Origin of the sequence: Gilliamella apis (assembly GCF_030758615.1) — a bacterium.
In the GTDB taxonomy this organism is placed as follows: domain Bacteria; phylum Pseudomonadota; class Gammaproteobacteria; order Enterobacterales; family Orbaceae; genus Gilliamella; species Gilliamella apis_A.
On record NZ_CP132381.1, the window covers coordinates 2,619,848 to 2,643,102 of the forward strand.

Here is a 23,255-nt window from a genome sequence, read left to right on the forward strand (position 1 = left end):
TATTTCTGAATAATCATCATGTACGGTCTATATTTTAACTCTACATTCGTACTATACAAAAAACCGCCAATCAAGGCGGTTTAAACATTAATAAATAATTAGCTTTAGATAGGCTCTTCCGCTTTAGGTAACCAGTCTTTGCTGACGTTTAAATTAAGTTCTAAATTAGTTTTATTTCCTGCTGTATAGCGCTTCTTCATGTATTGCTTGCCGTTCTCGTTCATTGCATAACTTAAAGATGTGCCGAACTGGGTAAGGGATAGGGGATTATTCAGCCCTGTGTTACGGATGTATTCGATATAAGCATGGTAAAGATACTTTCTTGGATTAAATGGCGTAATTCCAAGATTTCCTATTAACATACCGGTAGGGTTGTTTAACGCGTCAAAATAGCTACAGAAATCGACTAAATGGTCCGATTCTCTTTTAATAGTCGTTGCTTCTTCTGATTGTTGCTGTTTGTGTAATCGTTCTTTGACATCATTAGGGTTAGAGAACTCATTAAGTAGCAGTCTAACAATTGAGGGTAGCTCTTGCTCTATTTTGCTAACCAAGTTTAAATCTCGCTCTTTTTCTGGTATAACCTCGCCAAAGTGAAATATTACTCTTCGCCTTGATATGCCCCCGTTGCGCTCATTAAATCGCATGGCTTCGTTGTTAATTACTAACACTACTGCTGGAATCTTGCAGGAATAGGGTTGCTTATGTTTAGGGTCAATTGCGACTTCATCACCGCCAGTAATCGCTTTTAATCCTGCGCCACTGCCCATGTAACGTGGTTGGTCGGGTAATATGACTAATGAGTAACCCACGATTAAGGCTCTGTCCCTTGCCTTTTCTAATGCGTCCATAGTGCCTATTACAGTATTGTTTTTACCTGATAACATCGTCGCAATTTCAGCAAAAACACTTTTACCGCGTTAATAATTGCCATTCAATCAAGCAACGCGTTTGTAATTCGATTCGGGCCATAGTAAGGGATTGCATAAATTGGGGAAGCTCTTGTGCGTTTATTGTTGGCATCTGCCCTTTTATAGGGCTTTCAAGCATCTTTTATCTTGGCTGCTGGGTTAGCATCAATCAAGCCTATATTCACCGCATAAAACATAACCTAATTGATACGTTGGCAAAGTCTTTTAATTGTTTCTAATTTACCATTAGCTCTTAGTGGCTCCATGGCCTTAATAAATTCTTTTGCTTTTCATTTAAAGATTGATTTATCACCAATATAAGGAAATAAATGTAACTCTAACGATTCCCACGTTCTTTTAAGGTGCTTTCAGTTACTCCTTTACCACTTTTAACTTTAAACCAATCAGCGGCTACCTTTTTAAAGGTGCTAGTAATTTCGTCATGCTTGCGTTGTTCTTGTTCTGCTTTGTGCTCTTGAGGATCTACACCTTACTTTATTAATTCTCGCGCTTCATCTCGTTGTTTTCGTGTTTGCTGTAGTGAAACCTCAGGATAACTACCGAAGCTAATTAATGCGCCCTTTTTGGTATACGGACGAGTATACTTAAAACGCCAGATTTTAGAATTATTCGATTTAACTAAGAGATACATACCACCGCCATCAAATAAAGAGTAATCTTTATCTCTTGGTTTGGCGGTTTTTATTTGGGTGTCTGTTAATGGATGTGTTTTCCTTCCCATAATTATTTAAGGTATACGATATATAGGTATATTGCATCTGTATACCTAAGCGTATACCTAAAAATTATGGTTGTAAATGTACCTTACTGATACTTAATGGGCAATGAAATAGACATTAAGGCTTGTTATTACTGGATTTGGTGTACTTTGTAGGGTTTAAAAGAATGTTACTGATTATTGAATTGGTGGAGCCAAGGGGGATCGAACCCCTGACCTCAACGCTGCCAGCGTTGCGCTCTCCCAGCTGAGCTATGGCCCCTAAAGGGATAAAAAACTGTGGCTAATAATATGCAACTAGTTAAAGGGTGTCAAATAATTTAATATTATTTGCTCAAAAAAAAAGCTAACAAAGCTCTGTCAGTCTATGACAGAGCTTAAATGATTAACGTAAAATTGCGTTTTGATCCGCGCCTTCTGCTTCAACTTTTGGTGGCATAAAGTGTTCACGTTTCACACCTAATTTAAGCGACATATATGCTGCTACATAAATTGATGAAATTGTACCTAACACAATACCAACCCCTAATGTTTCAGAGAAACCTTTTAACATTGAACCACCGAAGATATATAAGATAATAACAACGGCTAACGTTGTGCCAGATGTCATTAAGGTTCGATGTAATGTTTGGGTTAACGAAATGTTGATAACATCATATGGCGACGCACGTCGTATTTTTCTAAAATTCTCACGAATTCGGTCGAATACAACGATAGTATCATTAAGAGAATAACCAATGATAGATAACATTGCTGCAATAATGGTTAAATCCAACTCACGATCAAAGAGTGATAAATAACCAGCGGTAATAACCACGTCATGCGCTAATGCTACAACAGCACCAGTACCAAATCGCCATTCAAATCGAAATGCAATATAGATTAAGATACAAATTAATGCGGCGCAGATCGCCAAAATACCATCTTGAGCTAATTCAGAACCAACCGTAGGACCAACGAATTCAACTCGCTTAATTTCAGCATTACTATCAATATCTTTATGTACTAAATTAGAGATTTTAGTACCTAATGCATTATCAATTGCAGATGATGCACTACTCTCATTTTGATTGGCGGTGGCTAATCGGATAATAATATCTTTACTGCTACCATAATACTGAACGACTGGCTCATGATAACCTGCATCACGTAAACTATTACGTAAATCATCAAGATTTACAGCTTTAGTTACTGTCAGTTCAACGGTGGTACCACCGGTAAAATCCTGTCCAAGATTAAAGCCTTTAACAAGAATAACCACAAATGAAACAACAACCAATAACATTGAGATAACAAAAGCAATAAAGCCAAATTTTAAAAAGTCGAGTACTCTTCGTCCATGATTTAGTTCTCTAACATCATGATTTTCTTTTTTATTAATAGTCACAATAAACCTCTAAATTGATAACTTATTGACGCGACGACCACCATAAATAAGATTGGCCAGAGCTCGAGTCCCTACGATCGAGGTAAACATCGATGTTACAATACCGATACCTAATGTAATGGCAAAGCCTTTGATAGAACCTGTACCTACTGCATAAAGAATAATCGCAGTTATCAATGTAGTAATATTGGCGTCAAAAATACTACTCCAAGCACCAGCATAACCTTCGTTAATTGCATGTTGGACACCTCGACCATTACTGAGCTCTTCTTTTATACGCTCATTAATTAAAACATTCGCATCGACCGCCATACCTACAGTTAGTACGATACCTGCAATCCCTGGCATACTTAATGTTGCTCCAGGTAATAAAGACATTGCACCAACAATTAAAATTAAGTTTGCAACTAATGCAAGACTAGCAAATACACCAAATAGACGATATACCACTAACATAAAGATTACCGAAATTAATAATCCCCATACACAAGATTCTAAACCTTGAGTGATATTTTCTTGCCCCATTGATGGCCCAACGGTGCGTTCTTCGATTATTTGGATCGGCGCAATCAAGGCTCCTGCTCTTAATAATAGTGATAAATTTCTAGCTTCATCAACACTACTAATCCCAGTTACTTGGAATCGGTCACTAAAAATACCTTGGATCGTTGCTACATTGATAACTCTCTCTTGTTTTTCAAGAATAGGTTTATCATTTTCATCACGTTTTCCAGTATCTTTATATTCAACAAATAATGTTGCCATTGCTTTTTTCAGATGTTTCTGCGTGAAATCAAGCATGGTTTTGCCACCAGCACTATCTAAGTTAATAGAAACTTCTGGTTGGCTATATTCATTTACTCTAAATGAAGAATCGGTAATATGATCACCCGTTAATACCACACGTTTATAAAGTAAGACCGGACGACCATTTTCCATATATTTTATTTCAGAACCATATGGAACACGCATTTCACCTTTTAAAATAGCTTCTAAATTAGTTGAACCATCTTCATTTACTTGTCTAAACTCAAGGGTTGCAGTTGCACCTAAAATTCGTTTAGCTAATGCAGTATCTTGAATACCTGGTAACTCAACAACAATACGATCAGAGCCTTGACGTTGAACAATTGGTTCAGCAACACCTAATTGATTAACACGATTACGCAAAATGGTGGTATTTTGTTGTACAGCATCACTTTTAGCTTGTTGTAGGCGCTGTTGGCTAACACTAATAACGATGCTATTTTCACTTTGCGAAGTTAATTCATAATCTAGCAATCCATTAATTTTAGTAATAGCTTTGTTTCGATCTTCTGTATTATCGAATTGCATTAAGATTTGTTGATTACTACTTTTATTTAATGCTTTGTAATTTAAATTATTTTTATTGAACTCTGCTTTTAAATTTTCAATCGATTGTTCTGTCAATTTACTTAACGCAGTAGTCATATCTACTTCCATTAAGAAATGCACACCACCACGCAAATCGAGCCCTAATTTCATGGGTTCGGCACCAATGATCGTTAACCATGATGGTGTTGCAGGCGCTAGATTTAGTGCAACAGTATAATCATCACCTAATTCTTGTGATATTAATTCCTTAGCTTTCAGCTGAGTATCATTATCACTTAAACGAATTAAAATAGATTTATTTTCATAAACTAGTGATTTAGGTTCAATTTGATTTTTCACCAAAAGTTGTTTGACTTTATCTTGCGTAGCAACATTAATTTCGGCACTATTTGAACCTGAAATTTGTATAGCGGGATCTTCACCATAAATATTTGGAAGAGCATAAAGTAGGCCGACGCAAATCACGGCGACCAACATAATGTACTTCCACAAAGGATAGCGATTTAGCACGACATATTCTCTTGTGGGATTAGATAATTAATACAATGAATTATAATAGGAAAATCTATTATAATGATTTCATTGTTCCTTTTGGTAATACTGATGTGATAAAGTCACGTTTGATAACAACTTCAGTTGTATCATTTAACTCTAACACAATATAACCATTTTCATTAACTTTTGATACTCGACCAATAAGTCCACCATTAGTTAATACTTCATCACCTTTTGAAATAGAAGCCATTAACTCGCGATGTGCTTTAGCACGTTTTTGTTGTGGACGCATAATCATAAAATAGAAAAATAGTCCAAACACGACTAACATGATAGGTAAAAAATAAGGATTTGCTTCAGCACTAGCACCATCAGCTGCGTATGCATTAGAAATAAAAAAGTCCATATTGGTCCTCTTAATGTATATAAAAATATTAAAGTGCAGAATTATAACACAATAAATAAATCGATTATTAACTATTTCTTGCCAATATCTTTTAAGTCAACAACAAATATCGTTATTATTAACTATTTTATTCAATTAACTAAATAAATACAGTACCCACTAACAATCAACCAGCAAAAAAATTAAGTCGTTAAATATTGTGCCATACTAACCAGGTTAAATAACCATTTAGGATAAACACCACATACCATGGTTAAAAATGCTGCGATAACAATAAACAATTCACTCACTTTTATATCTCGCCACTTCAATTTAATAATAGAATTATTACTGGAGAAATCATCACGATTGATAGGCCTGATATAAAGATTGAGAATAAGTCTTGAGTAGAAATATAATCCTATGGTACTACCAATCACTACTGCAGCAATTAACCACCATAATTCAGCCGTAACCCCTAATAGAACTAAAAGAAAACGCCCCACAAAACCCGCAGTAAGTGGTGCTCCTGCTAGAGATAATAAACCGACTCCCATTGCTAAGGCTAAAATAGGTCGACGCCAAAATAATCCTGAAAGATCAATTTCCTTTTCATGATCCTGTAACTCATTGGAATGGGATTCTAAGCTGATCACGCCTAAAACACAGATGTTGGCAAAAATGTAGCCAATTAAATAAACACCTATTGTTTCTAAAGCGAGCACTTGATACTGCACGGCAATTAATGCCAGCAAAAGATAACCAAAATGAGCAATTGATGAATAAGCCAGTAACCTTTTTAAGCTACTTTGCATTAATGCCGATAAATTTCCCCATAGAATTGAACAAAAGGCCATAATAACCAAAATAATACGGATTGTTTCATTATTCACTATTGGCGCTAATAAAAATAGTCTGGCAATAGCACAAAACACAGCAACTTTACCTACAGTTGATAGTAGTAATGAAACAACAGTCGGAGCCCCTTGATAAACGTCGGGTAACCAAAGTTGAAAAGGTACCAGCGAAAGTTTAAAACCAATACCAACTAACATTAAACAAATACCGATTAATAATAAAGTACTTGGATAAGTCATAGTTGATAATTGATAACTTAAACCACTAAATGTGAGCTCACCAGTAGTTGCATAATAGAAAGCAATTCCCATTAACAAAAATGAACTAGCAATGGCGGACAAAATCATATATTTAATCGCAGCTTCAAGCGCATGAGTTTGGATATATTGATAGCCTATTAAACCTATAAATGGAATTGAAAGCAACTCAATGCCAAGAAAGAATGACATTAAGTGGCTAGCATAAACTAAAGTTATTCCGCCTAACGCCATAAACAGTAAAATTAGATAGAATAATCCATGGTTGATTTTTTCTTGTACAAACCATCGATAAGCTAATGATGAAACCACAATTGAAATAATTAAAATTAAGCAGGTATAAAGTAATCCATAACCATCACAAGTAAATAATGCAGTAACATGACGTGCTTGCCATTCGTTATTGGTATCATACTGCTGAGTATCATCAACCTGAGGGAATGGTCCAACCATATCATTATTTTCCGCAATAGATTCGGTAACTTCTTCACTTGTTGAGGCGGTGGTTTCTTGCTCCGTAGGTACGGTATCAATAGCGACTGTTTGTTCTGTTGCAGATGTTGTATCGGTATTCTCTGCTGGCGAAGAAACCGATATTTGCATATTATCACTACTAATATCTGATATTGCTTCGGTATTAAAGGAAATTTTATACCCCAAAAATGCTGAGCCGATTAGTGCAAAAATTAATCCCGATATGGTTAAAGTAGCACATTTTTTAGTATCTATTTTAAAAATAAATAGTGCGATGAGCAAAATTATTATGGCAAAGCTCAATATAAATATTGGCAATAAAGCTATCATAAGTTATTACTCTCCCACTCGTTCGGTAATTATATATTGCAGTGTTTGGTTAACAATAGAATAAGACATATCTAAAACCATTTTTGGATATAATCCAATAAAAATTAATACAATAAGAACACTAGACAATAGAAAAATATCTTTTTTACTCAGCAAGTGTTTTGTAACCGTAATTTTATCAACTTCACCATAAAAAATAGGTTGCATGCGAATAATTAACGATATCGACAATAACAATAATCCAATTGCTAATAAAATAGTGTAATAAGGATATGAATTATAACTACCTAATAACATCATATAATTACCTATGAAGTTAGCTGTTCCGGGAATACCTAACACAGCTAACATGAAAAACAGAGTAAAAGAAGACAAATACTTTACTTGTTCTTTTAAGCCAATAAATTGGTTAATATTTCGAGTTAAATAGCATTCTGCTAATAAACCACTTATTATAAACATACCAACAATAGCTAAATTAATCGCTATCATTTGAATAACAACACCTTGGAAAGCAATAACTGAGCCGCTAAAGATAATCGCCGTCACAAACCCCATTAAAGCAATATGGATATAAGCAATCAGTTTCTTAATATCGGTTTGATTAAAAGCAAGTAACGCGGTGTAAAATAGCGTGCATATAGCTAATACTAAAATAAACGGCATAATCGCTAACGAAGCATTAGGGAAAAGAGGTATCACAAAACGTAATAAACCAAATGCCGCCGTATTAACTAATAAACCACTAATCATCATCGAACCACTTGTTGAAGATTCGATATGTGCCTCAATAAACCAATTATGAAAAGGGATTAAAGGAATTCGTATAATAAAAGCGGCTAAAAATCCTAGCATTAATAAAAATTCGGTATTACTTGAAATCGGCGTCTTAGTTAAAATTTGATAATCAAAAGTCCATTTTGCCGTTAGATTCCAGTTGATCAAAGCCAACGACACAATCGATATTAGCATTAGTAGGCTACTTATCTGAGTGTAAATTAAAAATTTACTAGCCCCATTAAAACGTAATTGAGAATTTAAATCGCGTCTGCCCCACAATGAAATTAAAAAATAAATTGGAATAGCTACCGCTTCCCAGAAGAAAAACATTAAAAACAGATCAGTAATTACGAATAACATCATAATGGCTGATGTCATAAATAATACACATAAATAAAACAATCCGACATTATTAAGATTTTCTTTACTAGAATAAACAATAACTAACAATACAATAAAGAGTGTTGAACTAATAACAATCAAAGATAAACCATCTAATACCAGATGAAAATGAATGCCAAGTAAAGGTATCCAATCAATATTAACTTCTTTAATCCAGTTTGGACTTTGTTCTAAAGCACTATTTGCATCTGCCCATAAAACAATTACCAAAATAAATGTGATTAATATGGTTGTAAGAGCAATCATCATTGGTAAACGTTGCCAACGCAACTGTATATCGGTTGAAGTCACGATTCTTTGTAAAAATACATGACAAAACCAACCAATAAATCCACCAATTACAGGTAAGAAAACAAGCCATAACAACATTAAGTTCACACCTTTATCAAATAAAAATCAATAACATTAATATAATAATGCTACCTATTACCATTGAAACCATATACCATCTTATTTGTCCATTTTCTAAACTGACAATATAGGCATTTATTTTCTTTATACCCCACATAATCCAATCATCCCATAAGGCTAGTGGATCCTTTTTCAATAAGTTTGCTAAATAAATATACGGTTTTACAAAAAAATTATTTAACAAATAGTCGAATCGCCAATCACTTTTACATAATTTTCCTAACGATTTGATCATCGGAGTATTAAGAATTTCATGAACTTCAGCATTCGGATGAGCATAAAGAATATATGCAATGACAAAACTTAATAGGGTTACTGCACACAATAATATTCTAAATGGGATTTGACCTTGTGTATCTAAATTGGCTAGTGGGATTATCCCTTGTATCGGTAATGGTAAGTAGATAAACAGTGCCGTAGTAAATATCAATAAAATAAAAATCGGATAATAATTTATTTTTCTGATTCTTATTATTTTTTCAATTTTAATTGAATGATGAAAAACTAAAAATATCAAACGCCAAATGCATAAACTCGACAATAAAATTCCTAATAAGCCAATAGTACCGGCCATTAAGCTATCTTGAACCATTAAACCCCAGATAATATCGCCTTTAATATAAAAAGATGCGGAGACCCACGGTAAGGCACTAAGTGATAACATGATGACTAAGAAAATTGCATATAAGACTCTATTAGACTTTAACAAGCCACCAAGTTTATTGATGTCCCGTTCACCTTGGCACTGTTTGATTAAAATTGCAGAAGCAAGAATGAGTAAAGTGCTAGTAACAGTATAATTAATCAAACAACTTAAGGATAAATTCCAGCTCTGTGTCGAAAATGCATAAAATAGATAACTTATTTGCGCTAAATTGATATAAGTTATAATCTGTTTTATATCATTTTGAACCAAAGCAATACTACTAGCAAAAATAACAGTTAAAGAAGCGAATAAAAGCATTATATAAAGCGTATCACTTGACATCATAAACAGATTACTTAGCCTTAGGACTAGATAAACACCAGCGAATATAACAGTAGATGATTGCAATAACGCGACAGCAGGCATCGGTGCTAGTGTTGTTTCTTTGAACCATGAATGCATTGGGAAAAGCGCTGATTTACTCATAGCGCCAAGGAATAACATCAACGTAATCCAAAAAATAATGTCTGAATCAACTGCTAAGTCATTATGTGCTTTTATTAAAATATCACTGATTTTTAATGTTTCTAAAGTCTGATAAAGTAAAAATATACCTATGATTAGAAAAATATCAGTTAAATGCATCATAACAAATGCTTTAACTGCTGCATAACTATTGCGAGTTTGTTTGTAGTAGATACCAATAAGTAAGTAAGTACTTATACTTACCCCTTCCCAACCAAGTAACATCACAAACAAATTATCAACAAGAACAACCGTTAACACACTTGCTATCAGTAAATTGCTATATGCATAAAAAGTGTAAATATCTTTCCTCGATTTTAAATAACAGGCAGCAAAAAAATAGATCAACAAACCAAAGAATGATATTAATACCAAGAATGTCAGTGATAAGCCATCTAGCGTTAAAGATATAGGAACATCAAAATCACCAACTGAAAACCAAGTCCATAAATTTCTTGTATAAACCAATGTCATATCTGGAACTGTATTGGTAGTAAAATCAATACAAGAAAATATTGTTATTAATCCAACAAGAAACATCGTACAAATCCCGATTAACATAACATTAATGGATTGTATTTGTCGCCCAAAACAGACTAATATCAAGAAAGATAGCAATGGAACAATGATAGTTAAATAAAGTAAATTCATCCTTTCATTTCACTCAATGAGTCAATATTAAAGTTTTTACGTCGATAAATTAATTTTACCAATAAAGCAAGCCCGACAGATATTTGAGCTAATACAGCCGTTACCGCTAATATAGCAAGCACCTCTCCATCGGATTGTTGCCAATAACTACTTGCGACAAAAAGTGCAGCGATGGCCCCATTATTCATGATGACAAGACTTAACAATAAGAAATAGAGATTACGTCTAATCATTACCCCTAAAAGTCCTATTACAAATAAGATTGAGGCAAAAATCAAACCATACATAAGTGGTATCACATTATTTCTCCGACAGCATTCGATGCATAAAATGATAAGATATAACTGCAGCGCCTAATAATAAAAACGCAGCTAACTCAGCCATTAATACATAAGCATAGATTGACATTTGGTGCATCAATTCATGCGATTCAGTGAATTGTGTATAGTCAGTACTTACTACGCCATAAATAAGAACAACTAATAAAATAAATGCTAAAACTAATGGCCCTAGCCAAATTTTAGGACTAATACCATGTTTACCATTTTCAACATTGTCACGACGTATTTCCAGCATTAAAGAAACAGCTCTAAACAGAATGACTGCTCCACTTATAAAAAAGAGAATATATAAAACAGCCGAAATATACGTTTCAAGGAGAATAAATATTAATGCTGATGCAAAAAGTGATATAGCCAGATATAAAATTGCTTTTTCTACTCGCCGACAAAAAATCACTTTTATACTTGCAACAACAGCAATTATCGATGCGATATAAAAAACAACGATCATTAATTCATCCAATACCTATTCATAATGCCACTAGTATATACTTAATTGACAACAATATACAGTTTACTAACCTAGTGTTAATGCAAAAAAGTCTTTCTAAATAGAATATTAACCTTTCATAATAGTCAGGATATTTATTTAGCAAATATAATAAAAACAATAGAAATAATAAAATCCATAAAATTTTATTATTTAAATTCAATACAACATTGTTATAAAGTATGTATTCTGAGCGATTAACCTATATTTATACCTTTTTCTTTAAATTGTCATTTTAATCATGCAGCTTAAAGGTACTTAGGCAAAATATAAACAAGTAGAGAATAGAATGAATAATCAATACTCATCAATGCGAAGCAACGTCAACATGTTAGGCACCCTATTGGGCGATGCAATTAAACGCGCAACAGGTAATGAAACTTTCGATTTAGTCGAAAAAATCCGTCAGTTATCCAAATCGGCGCAACAAGGAAATAAACAAGCGCATAACGAATTACTTAAGTTAATAGAGAATCTTAATGATCAAGATCTACTTCATGTTGCACGTGCATTTAACCAATTTTTAAATTTAGTTAACACTGCTGCAGAGTATTATGGTATTTCGCCTCATGGCGAAGCATCAAGCAGTCCTAAAAAAATGACTGAATTATTCAAATCACTTAAAAACTTAAATTTTGCCCCTCAGACTATTTCACAAGCGATTAATAATTTATCTATTGAGTTAGTACTTACTGCTCATCCAACGGAAATTAACCGCCGCACAATGATTAATACTTATACCGCAATTAATAGTTGCTTATCACAACTTGACCATAATGATTTAGCCGATTATGAAAAAGAACGGATTATGCGTCGTTTAAAACAGCTCGTTTGCCAAGCATGGTATACCGATGAAATTCGTAAAAAACGCCCTACTCCGCTTGATGAAGCTAAGTGGGGATTTTCGGTTATTGAAGATAGTTTATGGGAAGGTGTTCCTTTATTTTTACGTGAGTTCAATGACCAGCTAGTTGATTCCTTTAATGAAGAACTATCCGTTGAACATGTACCAGTTAAATTTACCTCATGGATGGGCGGAGATCGAGATGGCAACCCAAATGTGACAGCAAAGGTGACTGAAAAGGTCATGTTACAAGCCAGATTAAAAGCAATCGAATTATTTTTAGCTGATATTCAGATTTTAGTTCGTGAATTATCCATGACAGAATGTAGTCAGTCGGTTATTGATTTATTAAACGAACAAAATAAAACAGCATCAGAGCCTTACCGAGCGGTAATGAAACAACTACGGTCTCGTTTAGTTAAAACTCATAGTTATATCGTTTCTCTATTAAACAATGAGCAAGTTTTAGCACCAGCCGATCTGTTGACTAAAAATGAACAATTATGGACACCACTTTATATCTGTTATGAATCTTTAATAGAGAATGGCATGTCAACTATTGCCCATGGGCCATTATTAGATACATTAAGACGTATTAAAAGCTTTGGGTTGCAATTAGTTCGATTAGATATTCGCCAAGATAGTTCTGTACACACAGAAGCATTAGACGCCTTAACTAAAGAACTTAATTTAGGTAGTTACGCCTCATGGACAGAAGAAGAAAAACAGGAATTTTTATTAGCTGAATTACAATCTAATCGACCATTACTTCCTTATAATTGGCAACCTGATGAAATGGTTCAAGAAGTATTAGATACCTGCCGAGTTATCAAAAAAGCTGGTGAGGAATCAATTGCTTCTTATGTAATTTCAATGGCCAAAGCACCTTCTGATATTTTGGCTGTTTATTTACTTCTAAAAAGTGTTGATTGCCAAAAAAATATTCCTGTTGCGCCTTTATTTGAAACCTTAGAAGATTTAAATAATGCTAAATCTGTTATGCAAAAACTTTTAGATATTCCTTGGTATCGTGAAAAGATCAATGGCAAACAGATGGTAATGATTGGCTATTCAGATTCAGCGAAAGATGCAGGATCGCTTGCTGCGTCATGGGCACAATATCGGTCACAAGAAGAACTAGTCAATTTATTTGAAAAATATAATATCAACTTAGTATTATTCCATGGTCGTGGTGGTTCAATTGGACGTGGTGGTGCACCAGCTCATGCGGCTTTACTTTCACAACCACCAGGATCACTTAAAGGTGGTTTACGTGTTACCGAACAAGGTGAGATGATTAGATTTAAGCTTGGTTTACCTGAGGTTGCACTTAGTAGTTTAATGCTTTATGCCTCAGCGATTTTACAAGCAAATTTACTTCCACCTCCAGAGCCTAAGCAAGTCTGGCGAGATATTATGGATGAAATGTCAGATTATTCTTGCCAATGCTATCGAAGCTATGTTCGAGAAAAAGCTGAATTTGTCGATTATTTTAGAGCCGTTACACCAGAAGCTGAACTAGGTAGATTACCATTAGGTTCTCGTCCACAAAAACGTCGAACAGGTGGGGGGATTGAGAGCCTACGAGCAATACCATGGATTTTTGCTTGGACACAAAACCGTTTAATGGTGCCATCATGGCTTGGTGCAGGTAGTGCACTTAGAGTTGTTATCAGTGAAGGCAAAAAAGAGCAATTACAAGATATGTATCATAATTGGCCATTTTTTAATGCTCGTTTAGGAATGCTAGAAATGGTTTATGCCAAAGCAGCACCAAATATTCATGAATATTATGAACAACGTCTAGTTTCTTCTACATTATGGCCATTAGGTGATGAATTAAGAAATTTATTAACTGAAGATATCAATACTGTACTAACGATCACAGATGATATTAGCTTAATGGCAGACTTGCCATGGATTGCCGAATCAGTCGCATTGCGTAATACTTATATTGAACCTCTTAACTTATTGCAAGCCGAATTATTGAGTCGTTCTCGTAAAAATAATGATGAAAATAGTATCGTTGAACAAGGATTAATGATAACTATTTCAGGTATTGCAGCTGGAATGCGAAATTCAGGATAATAAAAAAGGGCTTATTCGCCCTTTTTATTTTGAGAAAGTTGTTCCAAATATGCTTTAGCATCTTCATCACCTTGCTCGCTAGCTTTGGTGAACCAATAGATAGCTAACTTGATATTTTGTTTAACATCCTGACCTTCAAGGTATTTAATAGCTAAATTATATTGAGCATCAACACTTCCTTGATTGGCGGCTTTATTATACCAATCTATAGCTTTTTTCTCGTCTTTAGGGACCCCACCACCGACATCATACATAACAGCAATATTATATTGGGCATCAGCATTACCACCCTCGGCTGCTTTAGTAAACCAATAAGCTGCTTGAGTATTATCTGGTCTTGTCCCCGAGCCTGTTGCATACATAATACCTAAATTATACATTGCCAATACATGGCCTCGTTCTGCGGCTTGCGTATAAAAATAAAGTGCTGCAACATAATCCTGAGTTAAACCATCACCATTTTGAGACATTAATCCTAAATAATATTGTGCTTCAGCATTATTATCTTTTGCAGCTTGACTAAACCAATCAGCAGCAATCATTCGATCTTTTTCGACATCATCACCAAAAAAGTACATAATACCCAAATTTAAATAGGCATCATAAATACCTTGATCACCGGCTTGAGTAAAATAATTAATCGCAGCAGAAATATCTTTAGCAACTCCCTCTCCATTTTTATACATTAACGCTAAATTATATTTAGCTAAAGCGTAATTCTGATCTGCAGCCAATTTAAAAAATTTAAATGCTTCAGATAAATTTACTTTGGTTCCTAATCCATTTTGATACATATAGGCTAAATTGTTTTGTGCCCTAGCTGATCCCTGTTCAGCAGCTTTATTAAACCAAAAAAAGGCTCTTAAATCATTAACTTCAACACCTAATCCTTGTTTATAAATGGTACCGAGAGTATATTGTGATTGCATATCACCCTTTTCAGCAGCAAGTAATAAAGAAGGTATTAGTGAACTAGGATCGCTCACTTTTAATTCCGTATCAGGCTGTGTTTTAGCTTCAATTGCCATTACTCCACAAGAGATAAATAACATCAAAGCCAATATAATTTGAAGTTTTTTCATAATTGTCTAAATGCCATAATATTGGCAATAATTATACATAATTGCCCTAAAAGGGAATAGTTTTGTTTTGCAATAAACGTTATCCATTACTTTCCCCATTAATTAGTTAAATATATTACAAACCAAGTTCGTGCCAAATTTCATCAACATGGGCTACCACCTTTTCATCTTTCGTAATAATGCTACCCCATTCTCGATTTGTTTCGCCCTGCCACTTATTTGTAGCATCCAATCCCATTTTAGATCCCAAACCAGACACTGGTGAAGCGAAGTCTAGATAATCAATTGGAGTATTATCAACAAAAGTAGTATCTCGGTGTGGATCCATTCTTGTTGAGATCGCCCACATAACATCTTTCCAATCCCTTGCGTTAATATCATCATCACAAATAATAATAAATTTTGTATACATAAATTGTCTTAAATAAGACCAAACGCCCATCATGACTCTTTTGGCATGTCCTGGGTATTGTTTTTTAATTGTGACAATAGCAATACGGTAAGAACATCCCTCTGGTGGAAGATAAAAATCAACAATTTCAGGAAATTGCTTTTGCAATATCGGAATAAACACTTCATTTAATGCTAATCCCATTACAGCTGGTTCATCTGGAGGCCTACCGGTATAAGTGGAATGATAAATTGCATCTTTGCGTCGAGTTAAATGAGTCACCGTAAACACGGCAAATTTTTCAACTTCATTATAATAACCAGTATGATCACCGTAAGGGCCTTCAGCAGCTAGTTCGTTGGGATTGATATAACCTTCGAGAATAATTTCAGCTGTCGCTGGCACTTCTAATTCATTTGATAATGACTTCACAACTTCAGTTCGACTATTTCGTAACAATCCTGCAAAAGCGTATTCTGATAATGTATCTGGTACCGGCGTAACGGCACTTAATATAGTTGCCGGATCTGCGCCTATTGCGATACTAACTGGAAAATTTTCATTTGGATGAGATTTTTGCCATTCAGCAAAATCAAGCGCGCCACCTCGATGCGATAACCAACGCATGATTAATTTATTTTTACCTAATAATTGTAAGCGATAAACGCCAATATTTTGACGCTCTTTATGAGGCCCTTTGGTTACTGTTAACCCCCAAGTTACAAGTGGAGCAACATCTCCTGGCCAGCAATGCATAATAGGTAATTGAGTTAAATCGACCTCATCATCTTTAAAAATTAATTCCTGACAAGGTGCTGAAGACCGATGCTTTACCGGCATATTGAGAACTTGTTTATATTTAGGCAAAACATTAAAAAACTGTCGAATACCTTTCGGTGGTTCAGGCTCTCGTAAAAAAGCGAGTAATTCGCCAATTTCTCGCAATTCCGTGGTATCTTCACGTCCCATCGCCATAGCGACTCGTTTAGCCGTACCGAAAAGATTACACAATACTGGAATTTTATAACCAATTGGATTTTCGAATAATAATGCCGGGCCTTGTGAACGTAATACACGATCAGCGATTTCTGTCATTTCAAGATAAGGATTAACGGGATAACTAATTCGTTTCAGTTCGCCTTGCTGCTCAAGGTAATCTAAAAAATTTCGAAAATTAGATAATGCCATTATTACTCCTTTCAACTCTAAATTACATTAATCAAATACAAGCTGATAAATATTAACTAATCTGCATCGAAGTTTTCACTATATATAGGAACTTCTTTGATCTGATTACACTCAACAATTTTAGGTAATAAAATTTGAAACTGTTGCTGATCAACTTCAGTAAATTTATTTTGATCTACTTGATAAAATAGATAATCCTCAGCTTTATTATCTGTTTGAATCGAAGCTAACCAGTAATTACGATCATCACTATTTTCATTGGCAAAAATTTTAATAATGCTATTTTCTCGTTTCTCAGGTTGATTATGTAATTTATAATCGATAATTTTTTCGGCAATTTGAGAATCATACTCATCAAAAATAATGTAGTCACCTTGATTTGCTTTACATTTTTTTATATTTATCTCAGCATAACTGTTTGACATTAGAAAGAATAAACTAAACAACAAAAAGATATATTGGTTAAATTTCATTTTTGGTCTCTTAAATTAATTTTCTCAATTGAACCAATTTTACCAATAGCCTCACAATTATTTGGTGATACAGTAAGATTGGCTGCACTATTTATAGTTAACCATTGATAAGATAAATGTTCTGTAAGCACTGGCGTTATCTCATCACAAAGAGGTAAATAAAACCAATGCTCTTTATTTATCTTTATTTCTGGTGCATACCGATATCTGAACTGAGGGAAAATTTCAAATTCAACCACATGTTTTGCATCAATTAATTTAAGATTTTTTCCATTAATATCTATACCGGTCTCTTCAAAAACTTCACGAATTGCCGCCTCCCTTGGCAATTCATTTTCTTCCAAACTACCTGTAACTGATTGCCAAAAATTAGGATCATCTTTACGTTGCAACATAAGAACACGCTGAGTGCTTTTACAATAAATAACAACTAAAACTGACTCAGGGTTCTTATACTTTTGCATATAAATACCGTTACTTTTGGCTCACTTCGATACCAAGTTCCTTTAACGCTGCTGGATTAGCTGGACTAGGTGCATCAGTTAACAAACATGTTGCTGCAGTTGTTTTTGGAAAAGCAATAACATCACGGATATTATCTGTTCCAGTTAATAGCATAGTTAATCTATCTAAGCCAAAGGCTAAACCTGCATGCGGTGGCGTACCATATTTTAGCGCATCAAGTAAGAAGCCAAATTTTTCACGTTGATCATCTTCATTAATACCTAAAATTGAGAATACGGCTTGTTGCATTTCACTTCGATGAATACGCACAGAACCACCACCGACTTCATAACCATTAATAACCATATCGTATGCATTAGCTACCGCATTTTCAGGGTTACTGATTAATTGCTCTGGAGTGAAATCCTTCGGTGATGTGAATGGATGATGCATAGCACTTAAGCCTTCGTCTGTTTCTTCAAACATAGGGAAATCAACAACCCAAAGTACTGCCCATTTATTTTCATCAGTTATACTTAAATCTTTACCGACTTTCAAACGTAAAGCCCCTAATGCATCACTAACAATTTTATAGCTATCTGCACCAAATAGTAAAATATCACCATCTTCAGCATCAGCACGATTCAATAAAGCTTCCATTTGAGTTTCATTAAAGAATTTAGCTACAGGGCTTTGTACACCAGCTAAACCTTTGTTACGTTCATTAACTTTGATCCACGCCATACCTTTCGCGCCGTATACCGAGATAAATTGCGTATAATCATCTAATTGTTTGCGCGTTAATTGTGCACCATTTGGTACGCAAAGCAGTGCAACGCGACCTTTTGGATCATTCGCTGGCGTTGAAAATACTTTAAAATCGATATCTTTTACTAAATCAGCCACATCAATAATTTCCAGTGGGTTACGTAAATCTGGTTTATCACTACCAAATCGTCGCATTGCTTCAGCAAAAGTTAATATTGGAAAACTACCTAAATCGACATTTTTCACATGTAACCAAAGTTCACGAATCATTTTCTCCATTATTTCACGTACTTGTTCAGCACTCATAAAAGAAGTTTCAACATCAATTTGGGTAAATTCTGGTTGACGATCAGCGCGAAGATCTTCATCACGAAAACATTTAACTATTTGATAATAGCGATCAAAGCCTGACATCATTAGTAGCTGTTTAAATAACTGCGGCGATTGTGGCAATGCATAAAACTCACCATTATGAACACGACTTGGTACAAGATAATCTCGAGCCCCTTCAGGTGTAGCTTTGGTTAACATTGGTGTTTCGATATCTAAAAAGCCATGTTCATTCATGAAAGAACGAACAAATGCGGTAATTTGGGCTCGAGTTTTGAAAATGGTAGACATTTCCGGGCGACGCAAATCAATATAACGATATTTTAAACGCTGCTCTTCACTGTTATTTTGATTAAAATCAAGAGGTAAGATATCACTACGATTAAAAATAATCAGCTCTGTGGCCAAAATTTCAACTTCACCCGTTGCCATATCTTTATTAACTTGACCGTCAGGTCTTGCTCTTACTTTCCCTTTAATTTGAATACAAAATTCATTACGTAATTCACCAGCTAATTCGTGTGCTTGTGGGTAATCAGGATCAAAAAAAACTTGCACAATTCCTTCACGATCACGCATATCAATAAAAATCATTCCACCTAAATCTCGGCGTTTATTGACCCATCCACATAGTGTGACTTCTTGATTAATATAACTTGCGTTTAATTGTCCGCAATAAATTGTTCTCATTAAATATATCCTGTGTACAATTGTCAAAAATGATAATTATTATAGAGCAATTTATCGGGGGATAAAGACCATCTATAAAAATAATCCTTATTTAATTTATTTATACTCAGTTTATGATAATAATTTTAATTTATATAATCATTTATAAATTTATTTAAATTCAATAAGATAATTAATCAAATTACATCTTTTATAAATAAATTTGAAAAATGATTAATTTAATAACTTGTCATATCTGATATTTATTAATAAGCTTTAGGACTATTTAAATATTGTTTATTGGATATGAAAGCTTTAATTTCAATTGATTATACCAATGATTTCATTGCTGATGATGGAGCATTAACGACTGGCGCTGTGGGTCAACAAATTGAATCAGAAATGATAAATATAACTCAATCATTTATTAAAAATAATGAGTTTATCGTTTTTGCTATTGATGCTCATAATCCCTTAGATAAATACCATCCGGAAAATTTGCTATTTCCCCCTCACAATCTTGTTGGGACTCTTGGCCAACAATTATTTGGTAAATTACAGCAACTTTACCAACAACATCAATATTCAGACAATATCTACTGGATCAATAAACGTCACTACTCAGCATTTTGTGGTACGGATCTTGACCTCCGTTTACGCGAAAGACATATCACTGAAATCCATCTGATTGGCGTTTGTACTGATATTTGTATTTTACATACGGCTGTAGATGCCTATAACTTAGGTTATAAATTAGTTATTCATCAAAATGCTGTTGCAAGCTTTGATCCCATTGGCCATCAATGGGCTTTAAAGCATTTTCAAAATACCTTAGGAGCAACCGTAGTATAAGAAGTGCAGTGTAAAAATAGATAAAAAAATGAAGAAGGAGCAAGAATGGAAGTTTTACGAGACTATAAATTGCATTTAATTGCCTTTTTAGTAGTAATTATTTGTGAGCTTATCGGTAGACAAACTATATGGATTATTGCAGTTTATCCAATGCTATATGCAATGATTTTTGGTGGCATCATTAGCTTCCCAAAACTAAAAATATTAACCAACAAAAATATGCAAAATGCAAGTCTTGTGATGATGGTTACATTAATTCTACTTGTGGCAAAACTTGGTGTAGCTGTAGGCCCGAAAATTGATATGATTTTAGAAGATGCCAAGCTAGCCCTAATTTTTCAAGAATTAGGTCATTTTGCCGGAACCATTTTACTGGGCCTACCATTAGCAATGATATTAGGTATGAAACGAGAAGCTGTTGGGGCTACTTATTCGGTAGCTCGCGAACCTAATATCGCCATAGTTGCTGATAAATATGGTTTAGATTCACCCGAAGGTCGAGGTGTCATGGCTATGTATGTCTGCGGTACGCTTTATGGTGCGATTTGGATGAGTATTCTTGCCAGCTTAATAGCACAATTGAACATTCTACACCCATATGCGCTAGCAATGGGAGCTGGCGTAGGTAGTGGAAGTATGATGGCAGCCTCTCTTGCACCAATAAGTGATTTATACCCTGACTTATCAGAAAACATTAATGCTTATGCTACCACAGCGAATTTAATGTCGGGAATGGTGGGCATGTATATTTACACACTATTTTCTTTGCCTTTCGCTTCTTTTATGTATAACACTTTAGACCGTTTCCGACGCAAGAAATAAGGATGTCATAATGAAGATTTTTGAGACGATTTTTGTATTTATTCTAGTCGCCATTATTATGGCAGCTGGTAACACCGTGGGATATAAAATTGATTTGATTTCATCGCTTGAAGCAGTAGCGATGCTAGTTATTATCTCTATTGTAGGACTGTTAATCAGTAAGTTACCCGGATTTAATAAATTACCGGTAATTTTATGGGTATCTGTGGTTGCAGCTATCATGTCAGCACCAATATTCCCATACCATCAAGAAATTGTTGCAATTACTGATCAAGTGTCATTACTTGCTGTTTGTACTCCTATACTTGCTTATGCAGGATTGGCTATCGGTAAAGATCTTGCACTATTTAAAAATATATCTTGGCGCATTATTCCCGTATCTTTAGCTGTTTTTTCTGGTACATTTATTTTTGCTGCTATAATTGCTCAAGTCACACTACACTGGGAAGGCGTTATCTAAATTTAGATAAGGATTTTATTTATGACAAAAGAAGAACTAAAGAAAAAAGTTTGCGATGCAATTGCAAATCGAAAAGCAGATATCAAGTCAATTGCCGAAGCAATTTGGTCAGAACCAGAGCTTGGTTACAAAGAACATAAAACCGCTAAAAAAGTAGAAGATGCTTTTGAAAAATTAGGTGTTCCTTTTAAAAATAAATTAGCCTTAACCGGGGTAAAAGGTCGTCTTAAAGGCGGTAAAGGTAGCAAATATAGTATAGCGGTTATTGGTGAGCTAGATGCTATCATCTGTGCCGACCACCCAGCTGCTGATGAAACATCAGGTGCAGCTCACTGCTGTGGACATAATGCCCAAATAGCCAACATGATGGCGGTTACCATGGGATTAATTGACTCAGGTGCAATGGAATTTTTAGCTGGTGATGTAGTACCATTTGCCGTTCCTGCAGAAGAATATGTTGAAATTACTTATCGAAATCGATTAATAGAAGAAGGTAAGATTAAATATATTGGTGGTAAACCAGAATTAATTTCACGTGGTGATTTTGATGATGTTGATATGGCATTACAAATACATTTAACCAGTGTACCTGCTGAACGCCAAGATGGTTTTATTGAGATCTCAACTACAAGCAATGGCTTTATTGGTAAACTAATTAAATATAAAGGTGAAGCATCCCATGCTGCCGCAGCTCCTCATGCTGGTGTAAATGCATTAAATGCAGCTATGATGGGAATGATGGGTGTACATGCTATCCGTGAAACATTTCAAGAAAAAGATTATATTCGTTTTCATCCAATTATTACCCAAGGTGGTGATTTAGTGAATGTTGTACCAAGCGATGTAAGAATGGAAAGTTATGTGCGAGCAGGTAATGTACCAGCCATGATTGATGCTAATGAAAGAATTAATCAAGCACTAAAGGCAGGAGCAATGGCTGTTGGTGCTACTTGTGAAATTAAAGATCTTCCAGGTTATCTGCCGTTAAATAATAATCCAACACTCAATGATTTTCTAAAACAAAATGCTGAAAATTTAATTGGTGAAGAAAATGTTTCAATTGCACCTCATATGACAGGAAGTACCGACACAGGTGATCTATCGCATATTATGCCAGTAAGTCACCCTTGGATTGGTTCGGTTAGAGGCGTATTACATGGTAAAGATTACACCGTATTTGATGAAGATATGGCTTATATCCGCCCTGCACAAATGATGGCCTGTACCATTATTGATTTACTTTATGATGATGCTGAATCAGCTCAAACACTAATGGCAAACTACAAGCCACTTATGACAAAAGAAGAATATTTAACATTCCTATCTGGTTTTGATAAATAAAGTTAAAAACTTGGCACAATCATGTGCCAAGTTTTTGTTATACTATACAAATCATTATCAACAAT

The 23,255-nt window shown here is 34.5% G+C and carries 20 protein-coding genes and 1 tRNA gene; 5 read left to right on the forward strand and 16 right to left on the reverse strand.

The window, feature by feature from the left end:
• Positions 1 to 104 precede the first annotated feature (104 nt).
• The 11 genes from RAM17_RS12045 to RAM17_RS12100 all read right to left on the reverse strand — a co-directional run bounded on the left by RAM17_RS12045 (position 105) and on the right by RAM17_RS12100 (position 11,399).
• Positions 105 to 887 (reverse strand): primase-like DNA-binding domain-containing protein, encoded by a 783-nt coding sequence (locus tag RAM17_RS12045; RefSeq protein ID WP_110447081.1) that lies wholly within the window; start codon positions 885 to 887, stop codon positions 105 to 107.
• A gap of 514 nt (positions 888 to 1,401) precedes the next feature.
• Positions 1,402 to 1,653 carry an integrase arm-type DNA-binding domain-containing protein gene (locus RAM17_RS12055; RefSeq protein WP_110447080.1) on the reverse strand — a complete coding sequence of 84 codons (252 nt, stop codon included), beginning with the start codon at positions 1,651 to 1,653 and terminating at the stop codon, positions 1,402 to 1,404.
• Positions 1,654 to 1,836: 183 nt separating this feature from the next.
• Positions 1,837 to 1,912: transfer RNA gene (locus RAM17_RS12060), tRNA-Ala, on the reverse strand.
• Positions 1,913 to 2,035: 123 nt separating this feature from the next.
• Entirely contained in the window at positions 2,036 to 3,031 is a 996-nt protein-coding gene (gene secF, locus RAM17_RS12065) for a protein translocase subunit SecF (protein WP_110448012.1), read from the reverse strand.
• Positions 3,032 to 3,046: 15 nt separating this feature from the next.
• Complete coding sequence (gene secD / locus RAM17_RS12070) at positions 3,047 to 4,903, reverse strand: protein translocase subunit SecD (protein WP_110447079.1); 1,857 nt, start codon at positions 4,901 to 4,903, stop codon at positions 3,047 to 3,049.
• Positions 4,904 to 4,961: 58 nt separating this feature from the next.
• Entirely contained in the window at positions 4,962 to 5,294 is a 333-nt protein-coding gene (gene yajC / locus RAM17_RS12075) for a preprotein translocase subunit YajC (RefSeq protein WP_086359534.1), read from the reverse strand.
• Between the two features lie 182 nt (positions 5,295 to 5,476).
• Entirely contained in the window at positions 5,477 to 7,192 is a 1,716-nt protein-coding gene (locus RAM17_RS12080) for an NADH-quinone oxidoreductase subunit N (RefSeq protein WP_110447078.1), read from the reverse strand.
• A gap of 6 nt (positions 7,193 to 7,198) precedes the next feature.
• Positions 7,199 to 8,743 carry a complex I subunit 4 family protein gene (locus RAM17_RS12085; RefSeq protein WP_110447077.1) on the reverse strand — a complete coding sequence of 515 codons (1,545 nt, stop codon included), beginning with the start codon at positions 8,741 to 8,743 and terminating at the stop codon, positions 7,199 to 7,201.
• Positions 8,744 to 8,759: 16 nt separating this feature from the next.
• Complete coding sequence (locus RAM17_RS12090; RefSeq protein ID WP_110447076.1) at positions 8,760 to 10,607, reverse strand: NADH-quinone oxidoreductase subunit 5 family protein; 1,848 nt, start codon at positions 10,605 to 10,607, stop codon at positions 8,760 to 8,762.
• Positions 10,604 to 10,906, reverse strand: coding sequence for an NADH-quinone oxidoreductase subunit NuoK (gene nuoK, locus RAM17_RS12095; protein ID WP_065577763.1), 303 nt, complete (start codon positions 10,904 to 10,906; stop codon positions 10,604 to 10,606). Before nuoK ends, RAM17_RS12090 begins: the two co-directional genes overlap by 4 nt.
• A 1-nt stretch (position 10,907) precedes the next feature.
• Positions 10,908 to 11,399 (reverse strand): NADH-quinone oxidoreductase subunit J family protein, encoded by a 492-nt coding sequence (locus RAM17_RS12100; protein ID WP_110447075.1) that lies wholly within the window; start codon positions 11,397 to 11,399, stop codon positions 10,908 to 10,910.
• Positions 11,400 to 11,727: 328 nt separating this feature from the next.
• On the opposite strand from RAM17_RS12100, the gene ppc reads away from it, so the two are divergent.
• Positions 11,728 to 14,370 (forward strand): phosphoenolpyruvate carboxylase, encoded by a 2,643-nt coding sequence (ppc, locus tag RAM17_RS12105; RefSeq protein ID WP_110447074.1) that lies wholly within the window; start codon positions 11,728 to 11,730, stop codon positions 14,368 to 14,370.
• A gap of 11 nt (positions 14,371 to 14,381) precedes the next feature.
• Here ppc and RAM17_RS12110 read toward each other — a convergent pair whose 3' ends face one another.
• The 5 genes from RAM17_RS12110 to aspS form a co-directional block, all read right to left on the reverse strand.
• A complete protein-coding gene (locus RAM17_RS12110) occupies positions 14,382 to 15,452 on the reverse strand; it encodes an SEL1-like repeat protein (protein ID WP_110447073.1) in 1,071 nt (356 codons plus the stop codon).
• Positions 15,453 to 15,567: 115 nt separating this feature from the next.
• The gene (gene ubiD, locus RAM17_RS12115) at positions 15,568 to 17,031 is read right to left on the reverse strand and encodes a 4-hydroxy-3-polyprenylbenzoate decarboxylase (RefSeq protein WP_110447072.1); all 1,464 of its coding nucleotides are present in this window, start codon (positions 17,029 to 17,031) and stop codon (positions 15,568 to 15,570) included.
• A 56-nt stretch (positions 17,032 to 17,087) separates the two neighbouring features.
• Positions 17,088 to 17,504, reverse strand: a complete 417-nt coding sequence (locus RAM17_RS12120; protein WP_086359542.1) for a hypothetical protein — start codon at positions 17,502 to 17,504, stop codon at positions 17,088 to 17,090.
• Entirely contained in the window at positions 17,501 to 17,968 is a 468-nt protein-coding gene (nudB, locus tag RAM17_RS12125; protein WP_110447071.1) for a dihydroneopterin triphosphate diphosphatase, read from the reverse strand. Before nudB ends, RAM17_RS12120 begins: the two co-directional genes overlap by 4 nt.
• 10 nt (positions 17,969 to 17,978) lie before the next feature.
• On the reverse strand, positions 17,979 to 19,736 hold the full coding sequence (gene aspS / locus RAM17_RS12130) for an aspartate--tRNA ligase (RefSeq protein WP_110447070.1): 1,758 nt from the start codon (positions 19,734 to 19,736) through the stop codon (positions 17,979 to 17,981).
• Positions 19,737 to 20,021: 285 nt separating this feature from the next.
• On the opposite strand from aspS, the gene RAM17_RS12135 reads away from it, so the two are divergent.
• From RAM17_RS12135 to RAM17_RS12150, 4 genes are read left to right on the forward strand one after another with little or no spacing between them, the layout of a single operon-like run.
• Positions 20,022 to 20,567 (forward strand): cysteine hydrolase family protein, encoded by a 546-nt coding sequence (locus RAM17_RS12135; RefSeq protein WP_110447069.1) that lies wholly within the window; start codon positions 20,022 to 20,024, stop codon positions 20,565 to 20,567.
• Positions 20,568 to 20,612: 45 nt separating this feature from the next.
• Positions 20,613 to 21,389 (forward strand): DUF3100 domain-containing protein, encoded by a 777-nt coding sequence (locus RAM17_RS12140; RefSeq protein WP_086354316.1) that lies wholly within the window; start codon positions 20,613 to 20,615, stop codon positions 21,387 to 21,389.
• A gap of 10 nt (positions 21,390 to 21,399) precedes the next feature.
• Positions 21,400 to 21,849, forward strand: a complete 450-nt coding sequence (locus RAM17_RS12145; RefSeq protein WP_065577773.1) for a hypothetical protein — start codon at positions 21,400 to 21,402, stop codon at positions 21,847 to 21,849.
• A 21-nt stretch (positions 21,850 to 21,870) separates the two neighbouring features.
• On the forward strand, positions 21,871 to 23,190 hold the full coding sequence (locus tag RAM17_RS12150; RefSeq protein WP_110447068.1) for an amidohydrolase: 1,320 nt from the start codon (positions 21,871 to 21,873) through the stop codon (positions 23,188 to 23,190).
• The last annotated feature ends 65 nt before the right edge of the window (positions 23,191 to 23,255 follow it).